Origin of the sequence: Streptomyces sp. NPDC048018 (genome assembly GCF_043202995.1) — a bacterium.
Classification (GTDB): Bacteria; Actinomycetota; Actinomycetes; order Streptomycetales; family Streptomycetaceae; genus Streptomyces.
On record NZ_JBIDBK010000012.1, the window covers coordinates 132,166 to 148,918 of the forward strand.

At 72.2% G+C, this 16,753-nt stretch carries 18 protein-coding genes and 1 tRNA gene; 8 read left to right on the plus strand and 11 right to left on the minus strand.

Annotation, left to right across the window (positions count from 1 at the left end; all coding sequences use genetic code 11):
* Positions 1–6: 6 nt before the first annotated feature.
* The 7 genes from ACGF1Z_RS32600 to ACGF1Z_RS32630 form a co-directional block, all read right to left on the minus strand.
* On the minus strand, positions 7–918 hold the full coding sequence (locus ACGF1Z_RS32600) for an MBL fold metallo-hydrolase (RefSeq protein WP_393009695.1): 912 nt from the start codon (positions 916–918) through the stop codon (positions 7–9).
* Between the two features lie 97 nt (positions 919–1,015).
* Complete coding sequence (locus tag ACGF1Z_RS32605; protein ID WP_393009697.1) at positions 1,016–1,312, minus strand: hypothetical protein; 297 nt, start codon at positions 1,310–1,312, stop codon at positions 1,016–1,018.
* Between the two features lie 121 nt (positions 1,313–1,433).
* Positions 1,434–1,751, minus strand: coding sequence for a DUF202 domain-containing protein (locus ACGF1Z_RS32610; RefSeq protein ID WP_393009699.1), 318 nt, complete (start codon positions 1,749–1,751; stop codon positions 1,434–1,436).
* The gene (locus ACGF1Z_RS32615; protein ID WP_393009701.1) at positions 1,748–2,143 is read right to left on the minus strand and encodes a YidH family protein; all 396 of its coding nucleotides are present in this window, start codon (positions 2,141–2,143) and stop codon (positions 1,748–1,750) included. The genes ACGF1Z_RS32610 and ACGF1Z_RS32615 overlap by 4 nt, the downstream gene beginning before the upstream one ends.
* Before the next feature lie 9 nt (positions 2,144–2,152).
* Entirely contained in the window at positions 2,153–2,668 is a 516-nt protein-coding gene (locus tag ACGF1Z_RS32620) for an NUDIX hydrolase (RefSeq protein WP_393009703.1), read from the minus strand.
* 163 nt (positions 2,669–2,831) lie between these two features.
* Positions 2,832–3,596 (minus strand): glucose 1-dehydrogenase, encoded by a 765-nt coding sequence (locus tag ACGF1Z_RS32625; protein ID WP_393009704.1) that lies wholly within the window; start codon positions 3,594–3,596, stop codon positions 2,832–2,834.
* A 29-nt stretch (positions 3,597–3,625) separates the two neighbouring features.
* On the minus strand, positions 3,626–4,255 hold the full coding sequence (locus tag ACGF1Z_RS32630) for a TetR/AcrR family transcriptional regulator (protein WP_393009706.1): 630 nt from the start codon (positions 4,253–4,255) through the stop codon (positions 3,626–3,628).
* A gap of 85 nt (positions 4,256–4,340) precedes the next feature.
* On the opposite strand from ACGF1Z_RS32630, the gene ACGF1Z_RS32635 reads away from it, so the two are divergent.
* Complete coding sequence (locus tag ACGF1Z_RS32635; protein WP_393009708.1) at positions 4,341–6,017, plus strand: FAD-binding dehydrogenase; 1,677 nt, start codon at positions 4,341–4,343, stop codon at positions 6,015–6,017.
* A 67-nt stretch (positions 6,018–6,084) separates the two neighbouring features.
* On the opposite strand, the gene ACGF1Z_RS32640 is transcribed toward ACGF1Z_RS32635, so the two are convergent.
* Both ACGF1Z_RS32640 and ACGF1Z_RS32645 read right to left on the minus strand, forming a co-directional pair.
* Positions 6,085–7,482 carry a gluconate:H+ symporter gene (locus tag ACGF1Z_RS32640; protein ID WP_393009710.1) on the minus strand — a complete coding sequence of 466 codons (1,398 nt, stop codon included), beginning with the start codon at positions 7,480–7,482 and terminating at the stop codon, positions 6,085–6,087.
* A gap of 140 nt (positions 7,483–7,622) precedes the next feature.
* Positions 7,623–8,159, minus strand: a complete 537-nt coding sequence (locus ACGF1Z_RS32645) for a gluconokinase (protein WP_393009712.1) — start codon at positions 8,157–8,159, stop codon at positions 7,623–7,625.
* Between the two features lie 147 nt (positions 8,160–8,306).
* On the opposite strand from ACGF1Z_RS32645, the gene ACGF1Z_RS32650 reads away from it, so the two are divergent.
* The 4 genes from ACGF1Z_RS32650 to ACGF1Z_RS32665 all read left to right on the plus strand — a co-directional run bounded on the left by ACGF1Z_RS32650 (position 8,307) and on the right by ACGF1Z_RS32665 (position 12,765).
* Complete coding sequence (locus ACGF1Z_RS32650; RefSeq protein WP_393009714.1) at positions 8,307–9,008, plus strand: FadR/GntR family transcriptional regulator; 702 nt, start codon at positions 8,307–8,309, stop codon at positions 9,006–9,008.
* A 211-nt stretch (positions 9,009–9,219) separates the two neighbouring features.
* Positions 9,220–10,704, plus strand: coding sequence for an amino acid permease (locus ACGF1Z_RS32655; RefSeq protein ID WP_393009716.1), 1,485 nt, complete (start codon positions 9,220–9,222; stop codon positions 10,702–10,704).
* Positions 10,705–11,050: 346 nt separating this feature from the next.
* Positions 11,051–12,136 (plus strand): S-(hydroxymethyl)mycothiol dehydrogenase, encoded by a 1,086-nt coding sequence (locus ACGF1Z_RS32660; RefSeq protein WP_393009718.1) that lies wholly within the window; start codon positions 11,051–11,053, stop codon positions 12,134–12,136.
* The gene (locus ACGF1Z_RS32665) at positions 12,136–12,765 is read left to right on the plus strand and encodes an MBL fold metallo-hydrolase (RefSeq protein WP_393009720.1); all 630 of its coding nucleotides are present in this window, start codon (positions 12,136–12,138) and stop codon (positions 12,763–12,765) included. The genes ACGF1Z_RS32660 and ACGF1Z_RS32665 overlap by 1 nt, the downstream gene beginning before the upstream one ends.
* Here ACGF1Z_RS32665 and ACGF1Z_RS32670 read toward each other — a convergent pair.
* Positions 12,749–13,681, minus strand: a complete 933-nt coding sequence (locus tag ACGF1Z_RS32670) for a pseudouridine synthase (RefSeq protein WP_393009722.1) — start codon at positions 13,679–13,681, stop codon at positions 12,749–12,751. The two genes, ACGF1Z_RS32665 and ACGF1Z_RS32670, sit on opposite strands and share 17 nt — an antisense overlap.
* Positions 13,682–13,744: 63 nt before the next feature.
* Positions 13,745–13,832 (minus strand) — tRNA-Leu (locus ACGF1Z_RS32675).
* A gap of 209 nt (positions 13,833–14,041) precedes the next feature.
* On the opposite strand from ACGF1Z_RS32675, the gene ACGF1Z_RS32680 reads away from it, so the two are divergent.
* The 3 genes from ACGF1Z_RS32680 to ACGF1Z_RS32690 all read left to right on the plus strand — a co-directional run bounded on the left by ACGF1Z_RS32680 (position 14,042) and on the right by ACGF1Z_RS32690 (position 16,746).
* Positions 14,042–15,367: a M20/M25/M40 family metallo-hydrolase gene (locus ACGF1Z_RS32680; RefSeq protein WP_393009724.1), complete on the plus strand. Its 1,326-nt coding sequence runs from the start codon at positions 14,042–14,044 to the stop codon at positions 15,365–15,367.
* Positions 15,368–15,535: 168 nt separating this feature from the next.
* Positions 15,536–15,769 carry a chaplin ChpH gene (chpH, locus tag ACGF1Z_RS32685; RefSeq protein ID WP_123450641.1) on the plus strand — a complete coding sequence of 78 codons (234 nt, stop codon included), beginning with the start codon at positions 15,536–15,538 and terminating at the stop codon, positions 15,767–15,769.
* Positions 15,770–15,888: 119 nt separating this feature from the next.
* Positions 15,889–16,746, plus strand: a complete 858-nt coding sequence (locus tag ACGF1Z_RS32690; RefSeq protein WP_393009726.1) for a chaplin — start codon at positions 15,889–15,891, stop codon at positions 16,744–16,746.
* Positions 16,747–16,753 lie beyond the last annotated feature (7 nt).

Below are 16,753 nucleotides of genomic sequence, written 5' to 3' on the forward strand. Positions count from 1 at the left end.
CGAGCGCTACGCGTGGCAGGCCACCGGCACACCGCCGTTCATCGCCGCCATGTCCCCGAACACGGCCGCCGGGTCCAGCGGATGCCCCTCCGGCAGGCCGTCCAGCTCCGCGTACGCGCGGTGCAGGTTGGCGACCAGGCGCTCGCTCTCCCGCCACGCGGCGAACTCGCCGAGATCGGCGGTGCGCGCGGTCTCCAGCGGCGTCGCGCCCTTCGCGTGGCCCTCGGCCGCCAGCTCCTCCACCCAGCGCAGGTAGCGCTCGGTCGTGTCGTACGCGGAGGGGTCGGTGACCCGGCCGTGGCCCGGCACCACGGTCGGCGCGTCCAGCGAGCGCAGCAGGTCGAGCGCGCGCAGGGAGCCGGCCAGCGAGCCCACCGGCAGGAACGGCGTGCCGCCGTGGAAGACCAGGTCGCCGGTGAACACCACGCCCTGTTCCGGGAGATGCACGACGGAGTCGCCGGTGGTGTGCGCCGGGCCCGGGTGGATCACCCGCACCTCGATGTCGCCCACGTGCAGCGTCAGCCGGTCCTGGTAGGTGAGTTGGGGCGGCAGGATGTCGACCCGCCCGAAGTCGGTCCGGGGCCAGAGCAGATGGAGCTGGTGCCCGGCGGCGAGCTGCTCGGTGCGGCAGTTCTCGTGCCCGACGATCCGCGCCTCGGGCAGGAACACCCCGTTGCCGTAGGTGTGGTCGCCGTGGTGGTGCGTGGAGACGATCGTGCGGGGCGCGGCCAGGCCGGCGTCGCGAACGGCGTCGCGCAGCCGCAGGGCCCGGCGTTCGGTGGCGGCGGTGTCGACGAGCAGCGTCTCGCCCGCGTCGCCGACGAAGCCGGCGTTGTTCAGGCACCAGCCGCCGTCGGGCTGGACGAAGGCGTGGACGTGGGGCGCGAGCGCGACCACGTAGGGATCGGTGGCAGGCAAAGGGAATCCCCCGGTTGAGAGCCCGACTGGACAGGGGAAGAGTGCCAGTCGGCCCGGGTCCGGGGGAAGCCGGCGCGGGCGGCGAGCCGGACCGGGGTCAGTGGTCGTCCCAGTGGTCGCCGTGCTCCGCGTGCCGGTGCCCGTCGTGCACGTAGTCCACGTGGTCGCCGTGTGCGACCGCGGGGTGCCCGCAGTCCGGCCCGTGGGCGTGGTCGGGGTGGGCGTGCGCGACGTGCGAGGACGGCTCGCACTCGTCCCAGTGCCCGGCGTGCTCGCGGTGCAGGTGCCCGTCGTGGGCGTAGTCGACGTGGTCCTGGTGGGTGACGGCGGTGTGCCCGCACGTCGGGCCGTGGGTGTGCGCGTGGGTGGCGTGCTCGTGGTGGACAGCGGTCATGGCTCCGCCTCTGCGAGGGGGTGGGGTGACGCCCTCAGGCTAGACCGGAATGCACTTTCCGGCAGGTTTCGTACGGTGGTGTCGCGGCCGCGTGGCCCGTGCCGCGGCATGCGCGGGGCGCTCAGAGCACCACGGCGACCGCGAAGCCGGCGAACGCCACCGTGCACAGGGCGGCGAGCAGCGCGCCCCGGTGGGACAGTGGCCCCGGCCGGGGTGTGTCGAGGGCCTGGATCCTGCGGTGGGCGACGGCCAGGAAGCCGATCCACACCAGGGCCGAGAGACAGGCGGCGACCAGCGCGGTGGCCGTCACCCCGTCGTGGATCGCCTGCTTCGCCGCGAGTACCGCGGCGACCGTGCACGACAGCGTCGTACGCCGCCACGCGAGCCTGGTCCGCTCGGGCTGCAGGCCCGGGTCCCGTACGGCCGCCGACGGGCTCACCGCCCGGCCCAGCCGAAGACCACGACCACCACCATCGCCACCGCGACCACCGCGACCGCCAGGCTCAGCACGGTCGGGAAGCGGGAGACGGGCAGGTCCTCCCCGCGCCGCATGGCCCGCTCGCAGCGCACCCAGTGGTTGACGGCGCGCAGCGCGCACAGCACCCCGGCCGCGATCAGGGTGAGGGCGAGCCCGACCCGGACGCCCCAGCGCAGGTCCGGCAGGAACTGGTCCACGGCGAACCCGCCGCCGATCAGGGCGAGCGCGGTCCGGATCCAGGCGAGGAAGGTCCGCTCGTTGGCCAGCGAGAAGCGGTAGTCGGGGGTCTCACCCTCCTCCCGGAGGCGCTGCGGCGCGAACCACAGCCGCAGGCTCTGTACGAAGTCGCTCACGCACGCACCCTAACGGCCCCGGTGCGCGAGCAGCCGCTCGTACGCGGCGCGGCCGTCCGGCACCCACTCCCACTCGGCGAGCCGGGCCGTCAGCTCCTCCTCCGGCAGGAAGGCGTGCCAGGCCACCTCCTCGGCCTGCGGCCGCACGGGCAGTTCGCAGCGCACCTCGTAGACCGCCGACCACCACTTGCCGGCGACGCCCCCGGAGTCGTACAGGAAGCGGAAGAGCGGGACGGGCCGGGACAGCCCGGACACCCCCAGCTCCTCCTCGGCCTCGCGCAGCGCGGCGTCGTCGTAGGACTCGCCGGCGCCGACGACGCCGCCGACGAACATGTCGTAGAGGGAGGGGTAGACCAGCTTCGTCGGGGTGCGGCGGTGCACGAAGACCCGGCCCTGGCCGTCCCGTACGTGGATGAAGGTGCAGCGGTGGATCAGGCCGCGCGCGTACACCTCGCCGCGCGGGGCCCGGCCCACGACCCGGTCGTGCTCGTCGACGACGTCGAGTACTTCGTCAGAGGCGCTCATGCGCCCATGAAATCACTGAAGCCCCGGCGGTCATCGAAGCCCGGCGGTCATCGAAGCGCGGCGGGCGCCGAAGCCGGGCGGTCGTCGGAGCCCGGCCGTCGCCGGTGCCCGGACCGTCACCGCCGCCCGGACCGCCACCGCCGCCCGGTGGTCGGTGCCGCCGTCACCGGCCCATGACGTACTCGACCGTCGGTCCGGTGGTCCAGCCGCCGTCGACCGCCAGCTCGGCGCCCGTCACGTACGAGGCGGCGTCCGAGAGCAGGAAGACGACCGCCCCCGCGATCTCGTCCGCCTCGCCGACCCGGCCCATCGGGGTGTTCGGGTACTTGCCCTCGCCCCTCTCGATGCCCACGGAGGCCGTCATCGGGGTGTACGTCATGCCCGGGTGGACCGAGTTGACCCGGATCCCCGCGGTGCCGAGCTCCACGGCGCCGATCTTCGTCAGACCGCGGACGCCCCACTTGGAGGCCCCGTATCCGGCGGTCAGGGCCAGCCCCATGAGGCCCGCGGCGGAGGAGATGTTCACGATCGAGCCGCCGCCGCCCTCCCGCATGACCGGAACGGCGGCCTTCATGCCGATGAAGACGCCGGTCAGGTTGATGTCGAGCACCCTGCGGAAGTGCTCGACGGACTCGGTCTCCAGGAGGGCGCCGGTCGATATGCCGGCGTTGTTCACCAGGCCGTGCAGCCCGCCGAACTCCTCGACGGCGTAGGCGACGGCAGCGGCCCACTCCTCCTCGGAGGTCACGTCGTGGTGGCGGAAGCGGGCCCGCTCGCCGAGCTCGGCCGCGGTCGCCCGGCCGTCCTCGTCGAGGACGTCGGTGACCACGACGTTCGCGCCGGCGGCCACGGCCTGGCGCGCCGCCTCGGCGCCCAGGCCGCGGGCGCCGCCGGTGATGAGCACGGTCTTTCCGGTGAGGTCGTTCACGGGGGTCCCTTCGGGATCGTCTCGGGGGGTCAGACGCTCCGGGGCTGCGCGGCCCGGAGGAGTGCGGTGGCGGTCTCGACGAGGTCGGCGAGGAAGAGCGGCTCGCTCGTCAGCGGCTCGGTGCCGTCGAGGTACTGCCGGGCCCGGTCCGCCATGGCCGCGCCCACGACGGTCAGCGCCAGGTCGAGGCGCTCCAGGCGCAGCGGCCCGGGCAGCCCGTTCGCGGCGAGGCAGGCCTCCAGCCGCTCGATGAGGCGCCAGTAGCAGGTGCCGGCGAGTGTGGGGTGCGGGGTGCGGGTGCGCACCCCGCTCTCGTGGCTGAGCTGTGCGGAGATCCGCAGACAGCGCCGGCCCCGGTCGGTGCGCAGCTCGGTGGCCTCGGCCGTCACGAGCGCGGCGACGAGGTCGTGGGTGTCGTCGGCGGCGGCGTCCAGGAGGGGCGCGAGCACCTGCTCGGTGCGCTGCTGCCGGCCCGCCATGACGGCGTCGAGCAGTCCGCCGCGGGACCCGAAGTGGTACTGCACGGCGGAGGGGTTGCTCTGTCCGGCGAGGCTCACGACGTCCCGCAGCTGGGCGCCGTCGACGCCCTTCGCCGCGAAGACCTCCTCGGCCGCGCGGATCAGTCTCTCCCGGGTCTCGGGCCCTGACGTCCTTGCCATGACCACCATATTAATGCCCGACATTAGAAAACGGGAGCGTCCGGAGGCAGCCGGACCGTTGACTGGATACATTCATGTATCCAAGATGCGGTCCATGTCATCCCATGAGTCGTACGACGCCGACGTCATCGTCATCGGGGCCGGTCTCGCCGGCCTCGCCGCCACCGCCGAACTGGTCGACGCCGGCCGTTCGGTGATCCTGCTCGACCAGGAACCCGAGCAGTCCATCGGCGGCCAGGCGCACTGGTCCTTCGGCGGGCTCTTCCTCGTCGACTCGCCCGAGCAGCGCCGGATGCGCATCCGCGACAGCCACGCCCTCGCGCTCCAGGACTGGCTCGGCACCGCGGGGTTCGACCGGCCCGAGGACGCCTGGCCGCGCAAGTGGGCCGAGGCGTACGTCGACTTCGCGGCCGGCGAGAAGCGGGCCTGGCTGCACGGTCTCGGGGTGCGCTTCTTCCCGGTCGTCGGCTGGGCCGAGCGCGGCGGCTACGACGCCAACGGCCACGGCAACTCCGTGCCCCGCTTCCACATCACCTGGGGTACCGGACCCGGCCTCGTCGCCCCCTTCGAGCGCCGCGTGCGCGAGGGCGTCGCCCGTGGACTGGTCCGTTTCCGGTTCCGCCACCGGGTCACCGGACTCGGCCGCACGGCCGGCGCCGTCGACACCGTCACCGGCGAGGTCCTGGCCCCCTCCGACGCCCCGCGCGGCACCGCCAGCAGCCGCGAGAGCACCGGCGAGTTCTCGTACCGGGCCCAGGCGGTGATCGTCACCTCCGGCGGCATCGGCGGCAATCACGACCTCGTCCGCAAGCAGTGGCCCGAGCGGCTCGGCACCCCGCCCGCGCGGCTGCTCTCCGGCGTCCCCGCCCACGTCGACGGCCTGATGCTCGGCATCGCCGAGGACGCCGGCGCGCACCACGTCAACCGCGACCGCATGTGGCACTACACCGAGGGCATCGAGAACTGGAACCCGATCTGGGCCCGCCACGGCATCCGGATCCTGCCCGGCCCGTCCTCGCTCTGGCTCGACGCGACCGGCAAGCGGCTGCCGGTGCCGCTGTTCCCCGGCTTCGACACCCTCGGCACCCTCGAACACATCATGCGGACCGGTCACGACCACACGTGGTTCGTGCTCGACCAGAGGATCATCGGCAAGGAGTTCGCGCTCTCCGGCTCCGAGCAGAACCCCGACCTCACCGGCAAATCGGTCCGCGACGTCCTCGGCCGGGCCCGCGCCGACGTCCCCGGCCCGGTGAAGGCCTTCATGGACAAGGGCGCCGACTTCGTCGTCGAGCGCGACCTCGGCGCCCTCGTACGCGGGATGAACCGCGTCACGGGCGAGGACCTCGTCGACGAGGCCGCCCTGCGCCGCGAGATCACCGCCCGCGACCGCGAGATCGCCAACCCCTTCACCAAGGACCTCCAGGTCACGGCGATCCGCGGAGCCCGCCGCTACCTGGGCGACAAGCTGATCCGCACGGCCGCCCCGCACCGCATCCTCGACCCCAAGGCCGGTCCGCTGATAGCCGTCCGCCTCAACATCCTCACCCGCAAGTCCCTCGGCGGCCTCCAGACCGACCTCTCCTCGCGCGTCCTCACCGCCTCCGGCGAACCGCTCCCCGGCGTGTACGCGGCGGGCGAGGCGGCCGGCTTCGGGGGCGGCGGCGTCCACGGATACCGCTCCCTCGAAGGCACCTTCCTCGGCGGCTGCCTCTTCTCGGGGCGCGCGGCCGGCCGGGCGGCGGCCGCGGCCGTGGCCTGACACGACGACGCGGGCCGGTCGTCGGAGGGGACGGCCGGCCCGCGGGCTCGTGGGGGGTGCCGGTGGGCTACAACACCAGCGACAGCAGCAGCACGAAGGCGATGCCGAACACCGAGATGATCGTCTCCATCACCGACCAGGTCTTGACCGTCTGGCCGACGCTCATCCCGAAGTACTCCTTCACCAGCCAGAACCCGGCGTCGTTGACGTGGCTGAAGAAGAGCGAACCGGCACCGATCGCGAGGACCAGCAGCGAGACCTCGGTCGTCGACATGCCCTCGGCGAGGGGGGCCACCAGGCCGGCCGCCGAGATGGTGGCCACCGTGGCCGATCCGGTCGCGAGCCGGATCGCGACCGCGATCAGCCAGGCGAGCAGCAGGGCCGGGATCGACCAGTTCTCCGAGAGGTCGAGGACCATCTGGCCGACGCCGATGTCGATCAGGGTCTGCTTGAAGCCGCCGCCCGCGCCGACGATCAGCAGCACGCCCGCGATCGGGGCGAGCGACTTCTCGACGGTGGAGGACAGGCGCTCCTTGGTGAAGCCGGCCGCCCGGCCCAGCGTGAACATCGCGACTATGACGGCCGTGAGCAGGGCGATCAGCGGCGAGCCGACGACGTCGGCGGCCTTCTGCACGCCGTTGTCGGGGTCATCGACGACGATGTCGACGAGCGCCTTCACGAGCATCAGGACGACGGGCAGCAGCACGGTCGCCACGGTGACGCCGAAGCCGGGGCGCTTCTCCAGATCCTCCGACGGACGCGTCGGGATCATCTTCTCCGGGGCCGGGATGTCCACCCACCGGGCGGCGAACCGGGAGAAGACCGGACCGGCGATGATCACGGTCGGGATCGCGACGAGCAGGCCGAGGGCGAGGGTGACGCCCAGGTTGGCGCCGACCGCGTCGATGGCGACGAGCGGGCCGGGGTGCGGCGGGATCAGGCCGTGCATGACGGACAGACCGGCGAGTGCGGGGATGCCGATCCGCATCAGGGAGTAGTTGCCGCGCTTGGCGACGAGCAGCACCACGGGGATCAGCAGCACGATGCCGACCTCGAAGAACAGCGGCAGACCGATCACCGAGGCGATCAGGACCATCGCCCACGGCATGGACCGCCCGCCGGCCTTGGCGAGGATCGTGTCGACGATCTGGTCGGCGCCGCCGGAGTCGGCGAGCAGCTTGCCGAGGATCGCGCCGAGCGCGATGAGCACGCCCACGCCGGCCACGGTCGTGCCGAGCCCGGCGGTGAAGGACTTGATGGTGTCCGCGAGCGGGGCACCCGCGAACGCGCCGAGCGCCAGCGACCCGATGGTCAGGGCGAGGAACGCGTGCAGCTTGAACCGGGTGATGAGCAGGACGATGACGGCGATGCCGGCGAGTACGGCGATGCCGAGCTGGGCGTTGCCCGCCGAGGTGATCGGTTCGGCGGCGTCCGCTGCCAGGATCTCGACACTGAGACTGGTCACGGTGGTCCCTTGGGAGTCGGAGGGATGGGGACGGGGGTGCGGAGGGGGGTGCCTGTGGTGCTGCGGTGATGGCGTTCACTGCGGTGACCGCGCCGGCTGTGGTGCCTGTGGTGCCTGTGGGGTCTGTGTCGGGAGCGGCGTCAGCGGGCGAGTCCGCCCAGGGCGGTGACGGCCCGGGCGGTGATGTCCTCGGGGGTGCCCGAGACGTCGACGGCGACGCCTGCCTCGTCCTCCTGCAGGGGCTGGAGGGTGGCGAACTGCGAGTCGAGGAGCGCGGTGGGCATGAAGTGGCCCCTGCGCGCGGCCATGCGCCCCTCGATGAGCTCCCGGTCGCCGGTCAGATGGAGGAAGACCACGCCGGGAGCGGCCGCGCGCAGCCGGTCCCGGTAGCTCCGCTTCAGCGCCGAGCTGCTCACCACGCCGCCGAGTCCGGCCCGGCCGTGCGCCCACGCCCCGATGGCGTCGAGCCACGGCCCGCGGTCCGTGTCGTCGAGCGGGACACCGGCGGACATCTTGGCGACGTTGGCCGCCGGGTGGAAGTCGTCGCCCTCCGCGTACGGGAGGCCGAGTGCCCGGGCCACCATCGGGCCGATCGTGGTCTTGCCGGTCCCGGCGACGCCCATCACGACGACGACCGGGGGCCGGTCCGCCGTGCCGGGCTGGGGGGTGGTGCTCATGGGTGGTGCCTCGCTGTCTTCTTCGACATCGATCCGTCGCGCTCATGAAACCGATTGAGTACGACGTATTCAAGAGGGTGTGACATAAACGTCGTACTTTTTGTTCCCTGCTGTGGTCCCGTCACTGATCGCGCATAGGCTGACCACATGACGACACCGGCCCAGGGGCTCCACCCGCACGTCCTGAGCACCCTGGGTCTCGCGATCACCGCGGGGGAGTACCCGCCCGGCAGCGTGCTGCGCACCGACGAACTCGCCGAGCGCTTCGACGTCTCCCGGACCGTGGTGCGCGAGGTCGTCCGCGTCCTCGAGTCCATGCACCTCGTCGAGTCCCGGCGCCGGGTCGGCGTCATCGTGCTGGCGACCGAGCGCTGGAACGTCTACGACCCGCAGGTCATCCGCTGGCGCCTGGCCGGCACCGACCGCCCCCGCCAGCTCCGCTCGCTCACCGTGCTGCGCTCCGCGATCGAGCCCGTCGCGGCCGGGCTCGCCGCCCTGAACGCCACGCCGGAGCAGTGCCGCGAGCTCACCGAGCAGGCCCTCGGCATGGTCGCCACCTCGCGCGGCCGCCGGCTGGAGGCCTATCTGGTGCACGACATCGCCTTCCACCGGGTCGTCCTCAACGCCTCCGGCAACGAGATGTTCGCGCGGCTCGGCGACGTCGTCGCCGAGGTGCTCACCGGCCGCACCCACCACCAGGTGATGTTCGAGGACCCCGACCCGGCCGCGGTCACCCTCCACGTCCAGGTCGCCGAGGCTGTACGGGAGAAGGACGCGGCCCGTGCCGAGGAGCTGACCCGGCAGATCGCGGTCGGCGCCCTCAGGGAACTGGACGTCCTCGCACCGTAGCTCCCGCGAGGGGCCGCCGTTCGCCGCGCCCCGGTGTGCAGTACACCCGCGCGTAACCTCTGAACTAGCTCAAATAAGGGCGTTCAGTGACATCCGCCACAGTCAGTCGGCCGCTGTTGCCGTGAGGATGTGCGCTGGCCGTGCCGGAAGCCCCACAAGGGCACGGCCGGGTACCGCACAGACCCTCCCCCTCACGAAGGCGAACAACTCCATGAGTGACCGCATCACTGCGGCCGACCCGCTGTCCGCCGACCCGGCGACCCCCACGGCAGCCCCGCCGGCCTCCTCGACGTCCGCCCACGTGGACGCCGGAGACGCCGGATACCGCAAGGACCTCAAGTCCCGGCACATCAACATGATCGCCATCGGCGGCGCCATCGGAACGGGCCTCTTCCTCGGCGCCGGCGGACGGATGTCGAACGCCGGCCCCTCGCTCTTCATCGCGTACGCGGTGTGCGGCCTCTTCGCCTTCTTCGTGGTCCGGGCCCTCGGCGAGCTCGTGCTCTACCGCCCCTCCTCCGGCGCCTTCGTCTCCTACGCCCGTGAGTTCATGGGCGAGAAGGGCGCCTACACGGCCGGCTGGCTGTACTTCCTCAACTGGTCGACCACCGCCGTCGCCGACATCACCGCCGCGGCCACCTACGCGCACTTCTGGTCGATGTTCAGCGACGTCCCCCAGTGGGTGCTGGCCCTGATCGCCCTCGCGATCGTCCTCGCGGCCAACCTCATCTCCGTGAAGTACTTCGGTGAGATGGAGTTCTGGTTCGCCATCGTCAAGGTCGCCGCCCTGGTGGTCTTCATGCTCGTCGGCATCTTCCTCGTGGCCACCTCCCACGACGTCGGCGGCCACACCCCGGGTCTCGCCAACATCACCGAGAACGGCGGCATCTTCCCGAACGGCGTCATGCCGATGCTGCTGCTGATCCAGGGCGTCGTCTTCGCCTACGCCTCCGTCGAGCTGTGCGGCGTCGCCGCCGGCGAGACCGAGAACCCCGAGAAGATCATGCCGAAGGCGATCAACTCGATCATGTGGCGCGTGGGTCTCTTCTACGTCGGCTCGGTCGTCCTGCTCGCGCTGATCCTCCCGTACACCGCCTACTCCGGCGACCAGAGCCCCTTCGTCACCGTCTTCGACAAGCTCGGCATCCCGGGCGCCGCCGGCGTGATGAACCTCGTGGTCCTCACCGCCGCGCTCTCCAGCCTGAACTCCGGTCTCTACTCCACCGGCCGCATCCTGCGCTCGATGTCGCTGGCCGGCTCCGCGCCGAAGTTCACGGGCGTCATGAACAGGGGCGGTGTCCCCTACGGCGGCATCCTGCTCACCGCGGGCTTCGGTGTCGCCGGTGTCGTCCTCAACGCCAAGATGCCCGACGACGCCTTCGAGCTGGTGCTGAACTTCGCCTCCATCGGCATCATCGGCACCTGGGCGATGATCATGGTCTGTTCGCTGCTCTTCGTCCGCCGCGCCAAGGAGGGCAGGCTCGTCCGCCCGTCCTACCAGCTGCCCTGGGCTCCGTACACGCAGATCGTGACGCTCGGCTTCCTCGCCGCGGTCCTGGTCCTCATGTGGATGGACGGCGGCATCGGCCGCACCACCGTCAACTGCCTGCCGCTGGTCGCCGCGGCGCTGGTCGGCGGCTGGTTCCTGGTCCGCGGCCGGGTCCGCGCGACCGCCGCCGACCACCAGGAGGGCTGACCTCCCCTTCCCGCCCCAACGGGAAGGCCCCCGCTTCCCCCCACGGGAAGAACGTGACCCCCGCGAGCAGCCCTCCCCGCTCGCGGGGGTCACGCGCGTCGGTGGCCCGCCCTCCGGTACCTGCCGACCGGCCCCGCAGCCCCGGGGGACGGCCGGAGCGTGGCCCGGCCGGTCAACGCGGCCACGAAAGGCCGGAGTTCGCCGCCCCCCTGTTCCGCTGAGGGCGCGTCATGCCGGTACGGGCGAAGACCCCGCATGATCGCGCGAACGTCGCGGGCTGCGCGTAGCCTGGCCGATATCGTCACATCCGTCACGCGGATCACCGTTTCGGAGGAAGGAAGTCACGATGGCGCAGCAGGTCCAGGGGGTCATCGCCCCCGGCAGGAACGAACCGGTCCGGGTCGAGACGATCGTCGTCCCCGACCCCGGCCCGGGCGAGGCCGTCGTGAAGATCCAGGCGTGCGGCGTCTGCCACACCGACCTCCACTACAAGCAGGGCGGGATCAACGACGAGTTCCCGTTCCTCCTGGGCCACGAGGCCGCCGGAATCGTCGAGTCCGTCGGCGCGGGGGTCACCGACGTCGCCCCGGGCGACTTCGTCGTCCTCAACTGGCGTGCCGTCTGCGGCCAGTGCCGGGCCTGTCTGCGCGGGCGCCCCTGGTACTGCTTCGCCACCCACAACGCCGGACAGAAGATGACGCTGCTGGACGGCACCGAGCTCTCCCCGGCGCTCGGCATCGGCGCCTTCGCGGAGAAGACCCTCGTCGCCGCCGGCCAGTGCACCAAGGTCGACCCGGCCGTGGCCCCCGAGGTCGCGGGCCTCCTCGGCTGCGGCGTGATGGCCGGCATCGGCGCCGCGATCAACACCGGCAACGTCGGCCGCGGCGACTCCGTCGCCGTCATCGGCTGCGGCGGCGTCGGCGACGCGGCCGTCGTCGGCTCCCGCCTCGCCGGGGCCGCGAAGATCATCGCCGTCGACATCGACGACCGGAAGCTGGCCAAGGCCACGGAGATGGGCGCCACGCACACGGTCAACTCCCGTACCACGGACCCCGTCGAGGCGATCCGCGAGCTCACCGGCGGCTTCGGCGCCGACGTCGTCATCGAGGCCGTCGGCCGCCCCGAGACCTACCAGCAGGCCTTCTACGCCCGCGACCTGGCCGGCACCGTCGTCCTGGTCGGCGTGCCGACCCCCGAGATGAAGCTCGAGCTCCCGCTCCTCGACGTCTTCGGCCGCGGCGGCGCGCTCAAGTCCTCCTGGTACGGCGACTGCCTGCCGTCCCGCGACTTCCCGATGCTCATCGACCTGCACCAGCAGGGCCGGATCGACCTCGGCGCCTTCGTCACCGAGACCATCGGCCTCGGCGACGTCGAGAAGGCCTTCGCGCGCATGCACGAGGGCGACGTCCTGCGCTCGGTGGTGGTCCTCTGATGGCGGCCCGCATCGACCACCTGGTCACCTCCGGCACCTTCAGCCTCGACGGCGGCACCTGGGACGTCGACAACAACGTCTGGATCGTCGGCGACGACACCGAGGCCATCGTCGTCGACGCCGCCCACGACGCCGCAGCGATCCTCGCCGCCCTCGACGGACGCACCCTGCGCGCCATCGTCTGCACCCACGCGCACGACGACCACATCGACGCGGCCCCGGCCCTGGCCGCCGCCACCGGCGCCCGGATCCTGCTCCACCCCGCCGACCAGCCGCTGTGGAAGCTGACCCACCCCGACCACAGCCCCGACGGGGACCTCGCGGACGGTCAGGTCCTCACGATCGCCGGGACCGACCTCCACGTCCTGCACACCCCCGGCCACGCCCCCGGCGCGGTCTGCCTGTACGCCCCCGACCTCGGCACCGTCTTCACCGGGGACACCCTGTTCCAGGGCGGTCCGGGCGCGACGGGCCGGTCCTTCTCGGACTTCCCGACGATCATCGACTCGATCCGCGGGAAACTGCTGGCCCTGCCGTCCGAGACGACGGTCCGCACCGGCCACGGGGCGACGACCACGATCGGCACGGAGGCCCCGCACCTGGAGGAATGGCTCAGGCGCGGCCACTGAGCCGCAGCCGGCTCTCGAACCGCCGGAGCTCCCCGCTGAACGGGTCGACGAATTCGAGGCGTCGCGCGAGCAGTTGCAGCGGCCGCCCGAAGTCCTCGGCCCCGTCCTCCCGGACGACGGGGAACAGGGGATCGTGCAGGATCGGCAGCCCGAGCGCGTCCATGTGCACCCGCAGCTGATGGGTCCGCCCGGTCGCCGGCACCAGCCGGTACCGGGCGAGCCCGCCCTCCAGCCGCCCGGCCCGCTCGATCCGGCTCTCGCTGTTGGGCTCGCCGGGCACCTCACGCGCGGCCAGTTCGCCGCGCTCCTTCTCGATCCGGCTGCGCCGCGTCACCGGCAGCCCGACGCCGGGGTCGTCGGCGGCCACGGCCTCGTACTCCTTGCGCACCGCCCGGTCCCGGAACAGCGACTGGTACGCCCCCCGGTCCTCCGGCCGTACGACGAAGAGCACGAGCCCCGCCGTCAGCCGGTCCAGCCGGTGCGCCGGCTGCAACGCGGGCACCCCCAGCTCCCGCCGCAGCCGCGCGACCGCCGTCTCCGTCACATGCCGACCCCGGGGCATCGTCGCCAGGAAGTGCGGCTTGTCCGCCACGACGATCCGCTCGTCCCGGTGGACCACCCCGACCTCGGACGGCACCCGCTGTTCCACCGGAAAGTCCCGGTGGAACCAGAGATGCCGCCCGGCGGCGTACGGCTCGTCCCCGGCCACGGCCCGCCCGTCGGCCCCGACGAACCGCCCCTCCCGCGCCATCTCCGCGACCCGAGTCGCTCCGACGGCCCCGCCGTAGCGGGCCACGAGATGCTCGAGCACGGTCCCCCAGAGCCCCTCGGGGTCCTCGGGCAGCCGCACCCGCACGGCGTCGACGCCGTCCCGCTGGGGGAGGGGGGAGGAAGGGGCCTTGGATCTGCGTCTCACCGGACCACCCTAAACGCCCCCCGACATGCGAAAAGGCCCCACATGACGTGGGGCCTCTCCGGCTGGTGTCCGAGGGGGGACTTGAACCCCCACGCCCGATAAAGGGCACTAGCACCTCAAGCTAGCGCGTCTGCCATTCCGCCACCCGGACCGGGTGTGTGTCTTCTTGGGCCGTTCGGCCCTTCCGACGAGGAAAACCATAGCAAACATTCGAGGTGGCCGATCACCATCCCCGGCCCGGTCCCGGCATGTGACGGCCGCGTGTCGGTCGGTGGACGCCCTTGGGTCCCGGGCGGGGCTCGCGGGAGGATGGGGAGATCAGCAGCAGTCCATGTGGGGCACGTAGTGGGAGGAAGCAGCGTGAGCGAGTCGAACACCGGCCGGGGCGTCACGGGCGAGGACGAGGTCGTCGACCTCTGTCGTGACCTCATCCGCATCGACACCAGCAACTACGGCGACCACTCCGGCCCGGGCGAGCGGGCGGCGGCCGAGTACGTCGCGGAGAAGCTCGCGGAGGTCGGTCTCGAGCCGAAGATCATCGAGTCGCACAAGGGGCGGGCCTCCACCGTCGCCCGGATCGAGGGCGAGGACCCGTCGCGGCCCGCCCTGCTCATCCACGGGCACACCGACGTCGTCCCGGCGAACGCCGAGGACTGGACCCACCACCCCTTCTCCGGCGAGATCGCCGACGGCTGCGTCTGGGGCCGGGGCGCCGTCGACATGAAGGACATGGACGCGATGACCCTGGCGGTCGTCCGCGACCGCCTGCGCAGCGGCCGCAAGCCGCCGCGCGACATCGTGCTCGCCTTCCTCGCCGACGAGGAGGCCGGCGGCACGTACGGCGCCCGCCACCTGGTCGACAAGCACCGCGACCTCTTCGACGGTGTCACCGAGGCGATCGGCGAGGTCGGCGGCTTCTCCTTCACGGTCAACGAGAACCTGCGGCTCTATCTCGTCGAGACGGCCCAGAAGGGCATGCACTGGATGCGGCTGACCGTCGAGGGCACCGCCGGCCACGGCTCGATGACCAACGACGACAACGCCCTCACCGAGCTCTGCGAGGCCGTCGGCCGGCTCGGCCGCCACACCTGGCCGGTCCGGGTCACCAAGACCGTACGGTCCTTCCTGGACGAGCTCTCCGACGCGCTCGGCACCCCCCTCGACCCCGAGGACATGGACGCGACGCTCGCCAAGCTCGGCGGCATCGCCAAGATGGTCGGCGCCACCCTGCGCAACTCCGCCGCCCCGACCATGCTCGGCGCCGGCTACAAGGTGAACGTCATCCCCGGCCAGGCCACCGCGCACGTCGACGGGCGTTTCCTGCCCGGCTACGAGGAGGAGTTCCTGGCCGACCTCGACCGCATCCTCGGCCCCCGCGTGAAGCGCGAGGACGTGCACGGCGACAAGGCCCTGGAGACCAGCTTCGACGGCAGCCTGGTCGACGCGATGCAGCTCGCCCTGCGCGCGGAGGATCCGATCGCCCGGGCCGTGCCGTACATGCTCTCCGGCGGCACGGACGCCAAGTCCTTCGACGACCTCGGCATCCGCTGCTTCGGCTTCGCGCCGCTCCAGCTGCCGCCCGAGCTCGACTTCGCCGGCATGTTCCACGGCGTGGACGAGCGGGTCCCGGTGGACGGCCTGAAGTTCGGCGTCCGGGTCCTCGACCGCTTCATCGACGCGTCCTGACCTCCGCCGGCGCCTCCTGCCCGCTGCCGGGACGGGCGGAAATCGACCGCACGTGCGTGGACCACCGGAAAGAGTGAATGCCCGAGGGGGCTCGTAGCCCCCTCGGTTCCCCCTCGTTACAGGTGGTGCGGTCCGCGGCTGGGACCGCATTGCCAACAAGGAGGAATAATGATCAAGAAGGTCGTCGCTGCTGCGGCTGCCACCGGCGGTCTCGTTCTCGCGGGTGCGGGCATGGCCGTTGCCGACGCGGGTGCCCAGGGTGCCGCCATCGGTTCCCCCGGCGTGCTCTCGGGCAACGTCGTCCAGGTGCCGGTTCACATCCCCGTGAACGTGTGCGGCAACACGGTCTCCGTGATCGGGCTGCTGAACCCCGCCTTCGGCAACACCTGCGTCAACGCCTGACGTTGTGCCTCGACCCCTGAGGGTCTGAGCCAAGGCCGGCCCCGGAGTGCGTGCCATGCACTCCGGGGCCGGTGGTCATTTCTCGCGAGCCGAGCAGGCACGGAAGCAGGTCATCAGCAATGCGACAGGTCACACGCATCACCCGCAAGAGCATCTTCACCGTCGCCGCGGCGGGCGGCGTCATCGCCCTCGGCGGCGGCTACGCGAACGCCGACGCGGGCGCCGCCGGCGCGGCGTCCCACTCGCCGGGCGTCGCCTCCGGCAACAGCGTCCAGGTCCCGGTCCACGCCCCGGTCAACGTCTGCGGCAACACCGTCAACGGCATCGGCCTCCTGAACCCGGCGTACGGGAACTCCTGCGCCCACACGAGCCGTCCGGGCGGCGGCTACGGCGACGAGCACGCCCACGGCTCCTCCGCCGGCGGCCACGCGTCGAACTCGCCGGGCGTCGCCTCCGGCAACCAGGTCCAGGTGCCGATCGACGCCCCCGTCAACGTCTGCGGCAACAGCGTCTCGGCCGTCGGCCTGGGCAACGCCGCGTACGGCAACGACTGCGGCTACGGGGACGAGCCGACGCACCCGGGGAATCCGGGCAACCCGGGGAATCCGGGCAACCCTGGGAACCCCGGGAACCCTGGCAATCCAGGTAACCCCGGCAATCCGGGTAACCCCGGTAACCCGGGGACGCCGGGCAACCCGGGCACGCCCGGCAACCCCGGTACCCCCGGTAACCCGGGCACGCCCGGCAACCCTGGTACCCCTGGCAACCCGGGCACGCCCGGCAACCCTGGTACCCCTGGCAACCCTGGTACCCCCGGTACGCCCGGTACCCCCGGCGGGCACCACCCCGGCGGACCGAACACCCCCGAGGAGCTGGCCCACACCGGTGCCGGGTCGCTCGGGGTGGCCGTCCCCGTCGGCGCGGGCATGCTGCTCGCCGGCTCCGTGATCTACCGACGGGCGCGCCGCAGCGCCTAGTCCGTGG

Excerpts from the sequence above, each read along its gene's own strand:
- ACGF1Z_RS32620 (WP_393009703.1), bottom strand. The coding sequence starts at position 2,668 with ATGAGCGCCTCTGACGAAGTACTCGACGTCGTCGACGAGCACGACCGG.
- ACGF1Z_RS32665 (WP_393009720.1), top strand. The coding sequence starts at position 12,136 with ATGGCGGCCCGCATCGACCACCTGGTCACCTCCGGCACCTTCAGCCTC.
- ACGF1Z_RS32655 (WP_393009716.1), top strand. The coding sequence starts at position 9,220 with ATGAGTGACCGCATCACTGCGGCCGACCCGCTGTCCGCCGACCCGGCG.
- ACGF1Z_RS32645 (WP_393009712.1), bottom strand. The coding sequence starts at position 8,159 with ATGAGCACCACCCCCCAGCCCGGCACGGCGGACCGGCCCCCGGTCGTC.
- ACGF1Z_RS32650 (WP_393009714.1), top strand. The coding sequence starts at position 8,307 with ATGACGACACCGGCCCAGGGGCTCCACCCGCACGTCCTGAGCACCCTG.
- ACGF1Z_RS32635 (WP_393009708.1), top strand. The coding sequence starts at position 4,341 with ATGCGGTCCATGTCATCCCATGAGTCGTACGACGCCGACGTCATCGTC.
- ACGF1Z_RS32605 (WP_393009697.1), bottom strand. The coding sequence starts at position 1,312 with ATGACCGCTGTCCACCACGAGCACGCCACCCACGCGCACACCCACGGC.
- ACGF1Z_RS32690 (WP_393009726.1), top strand. The coding sequence starts at position 15,889 with ATGCGACAGGTCACACGCATCACCCGCAAGAGCATCTTCACCGTCGCC.
- chpH (WP_123450641.1), top strand. The coding sequence starts at position 15,536 with ATGATCAAGAAGGTCGTCGCTGCTGCGGCTGCCACCGGCGGTCTCGTT.
- ACGF1Z_RS32660 (WP_393009718.1), top strand. The coding sequence starts at position 11,051 with ATGGCGCAGCAGGTCCAGGGGGTCATCGCCCCCGGCAGGAACGAACCG.
- ACGF1Z_RS32630 (WP_393009706.1), bottom strand. The coding sequence starts at position 4,255 with ATGGCAAGGACGTCAGGGCCCGAGACCCGGGAGAGACTGATCCGCGCG.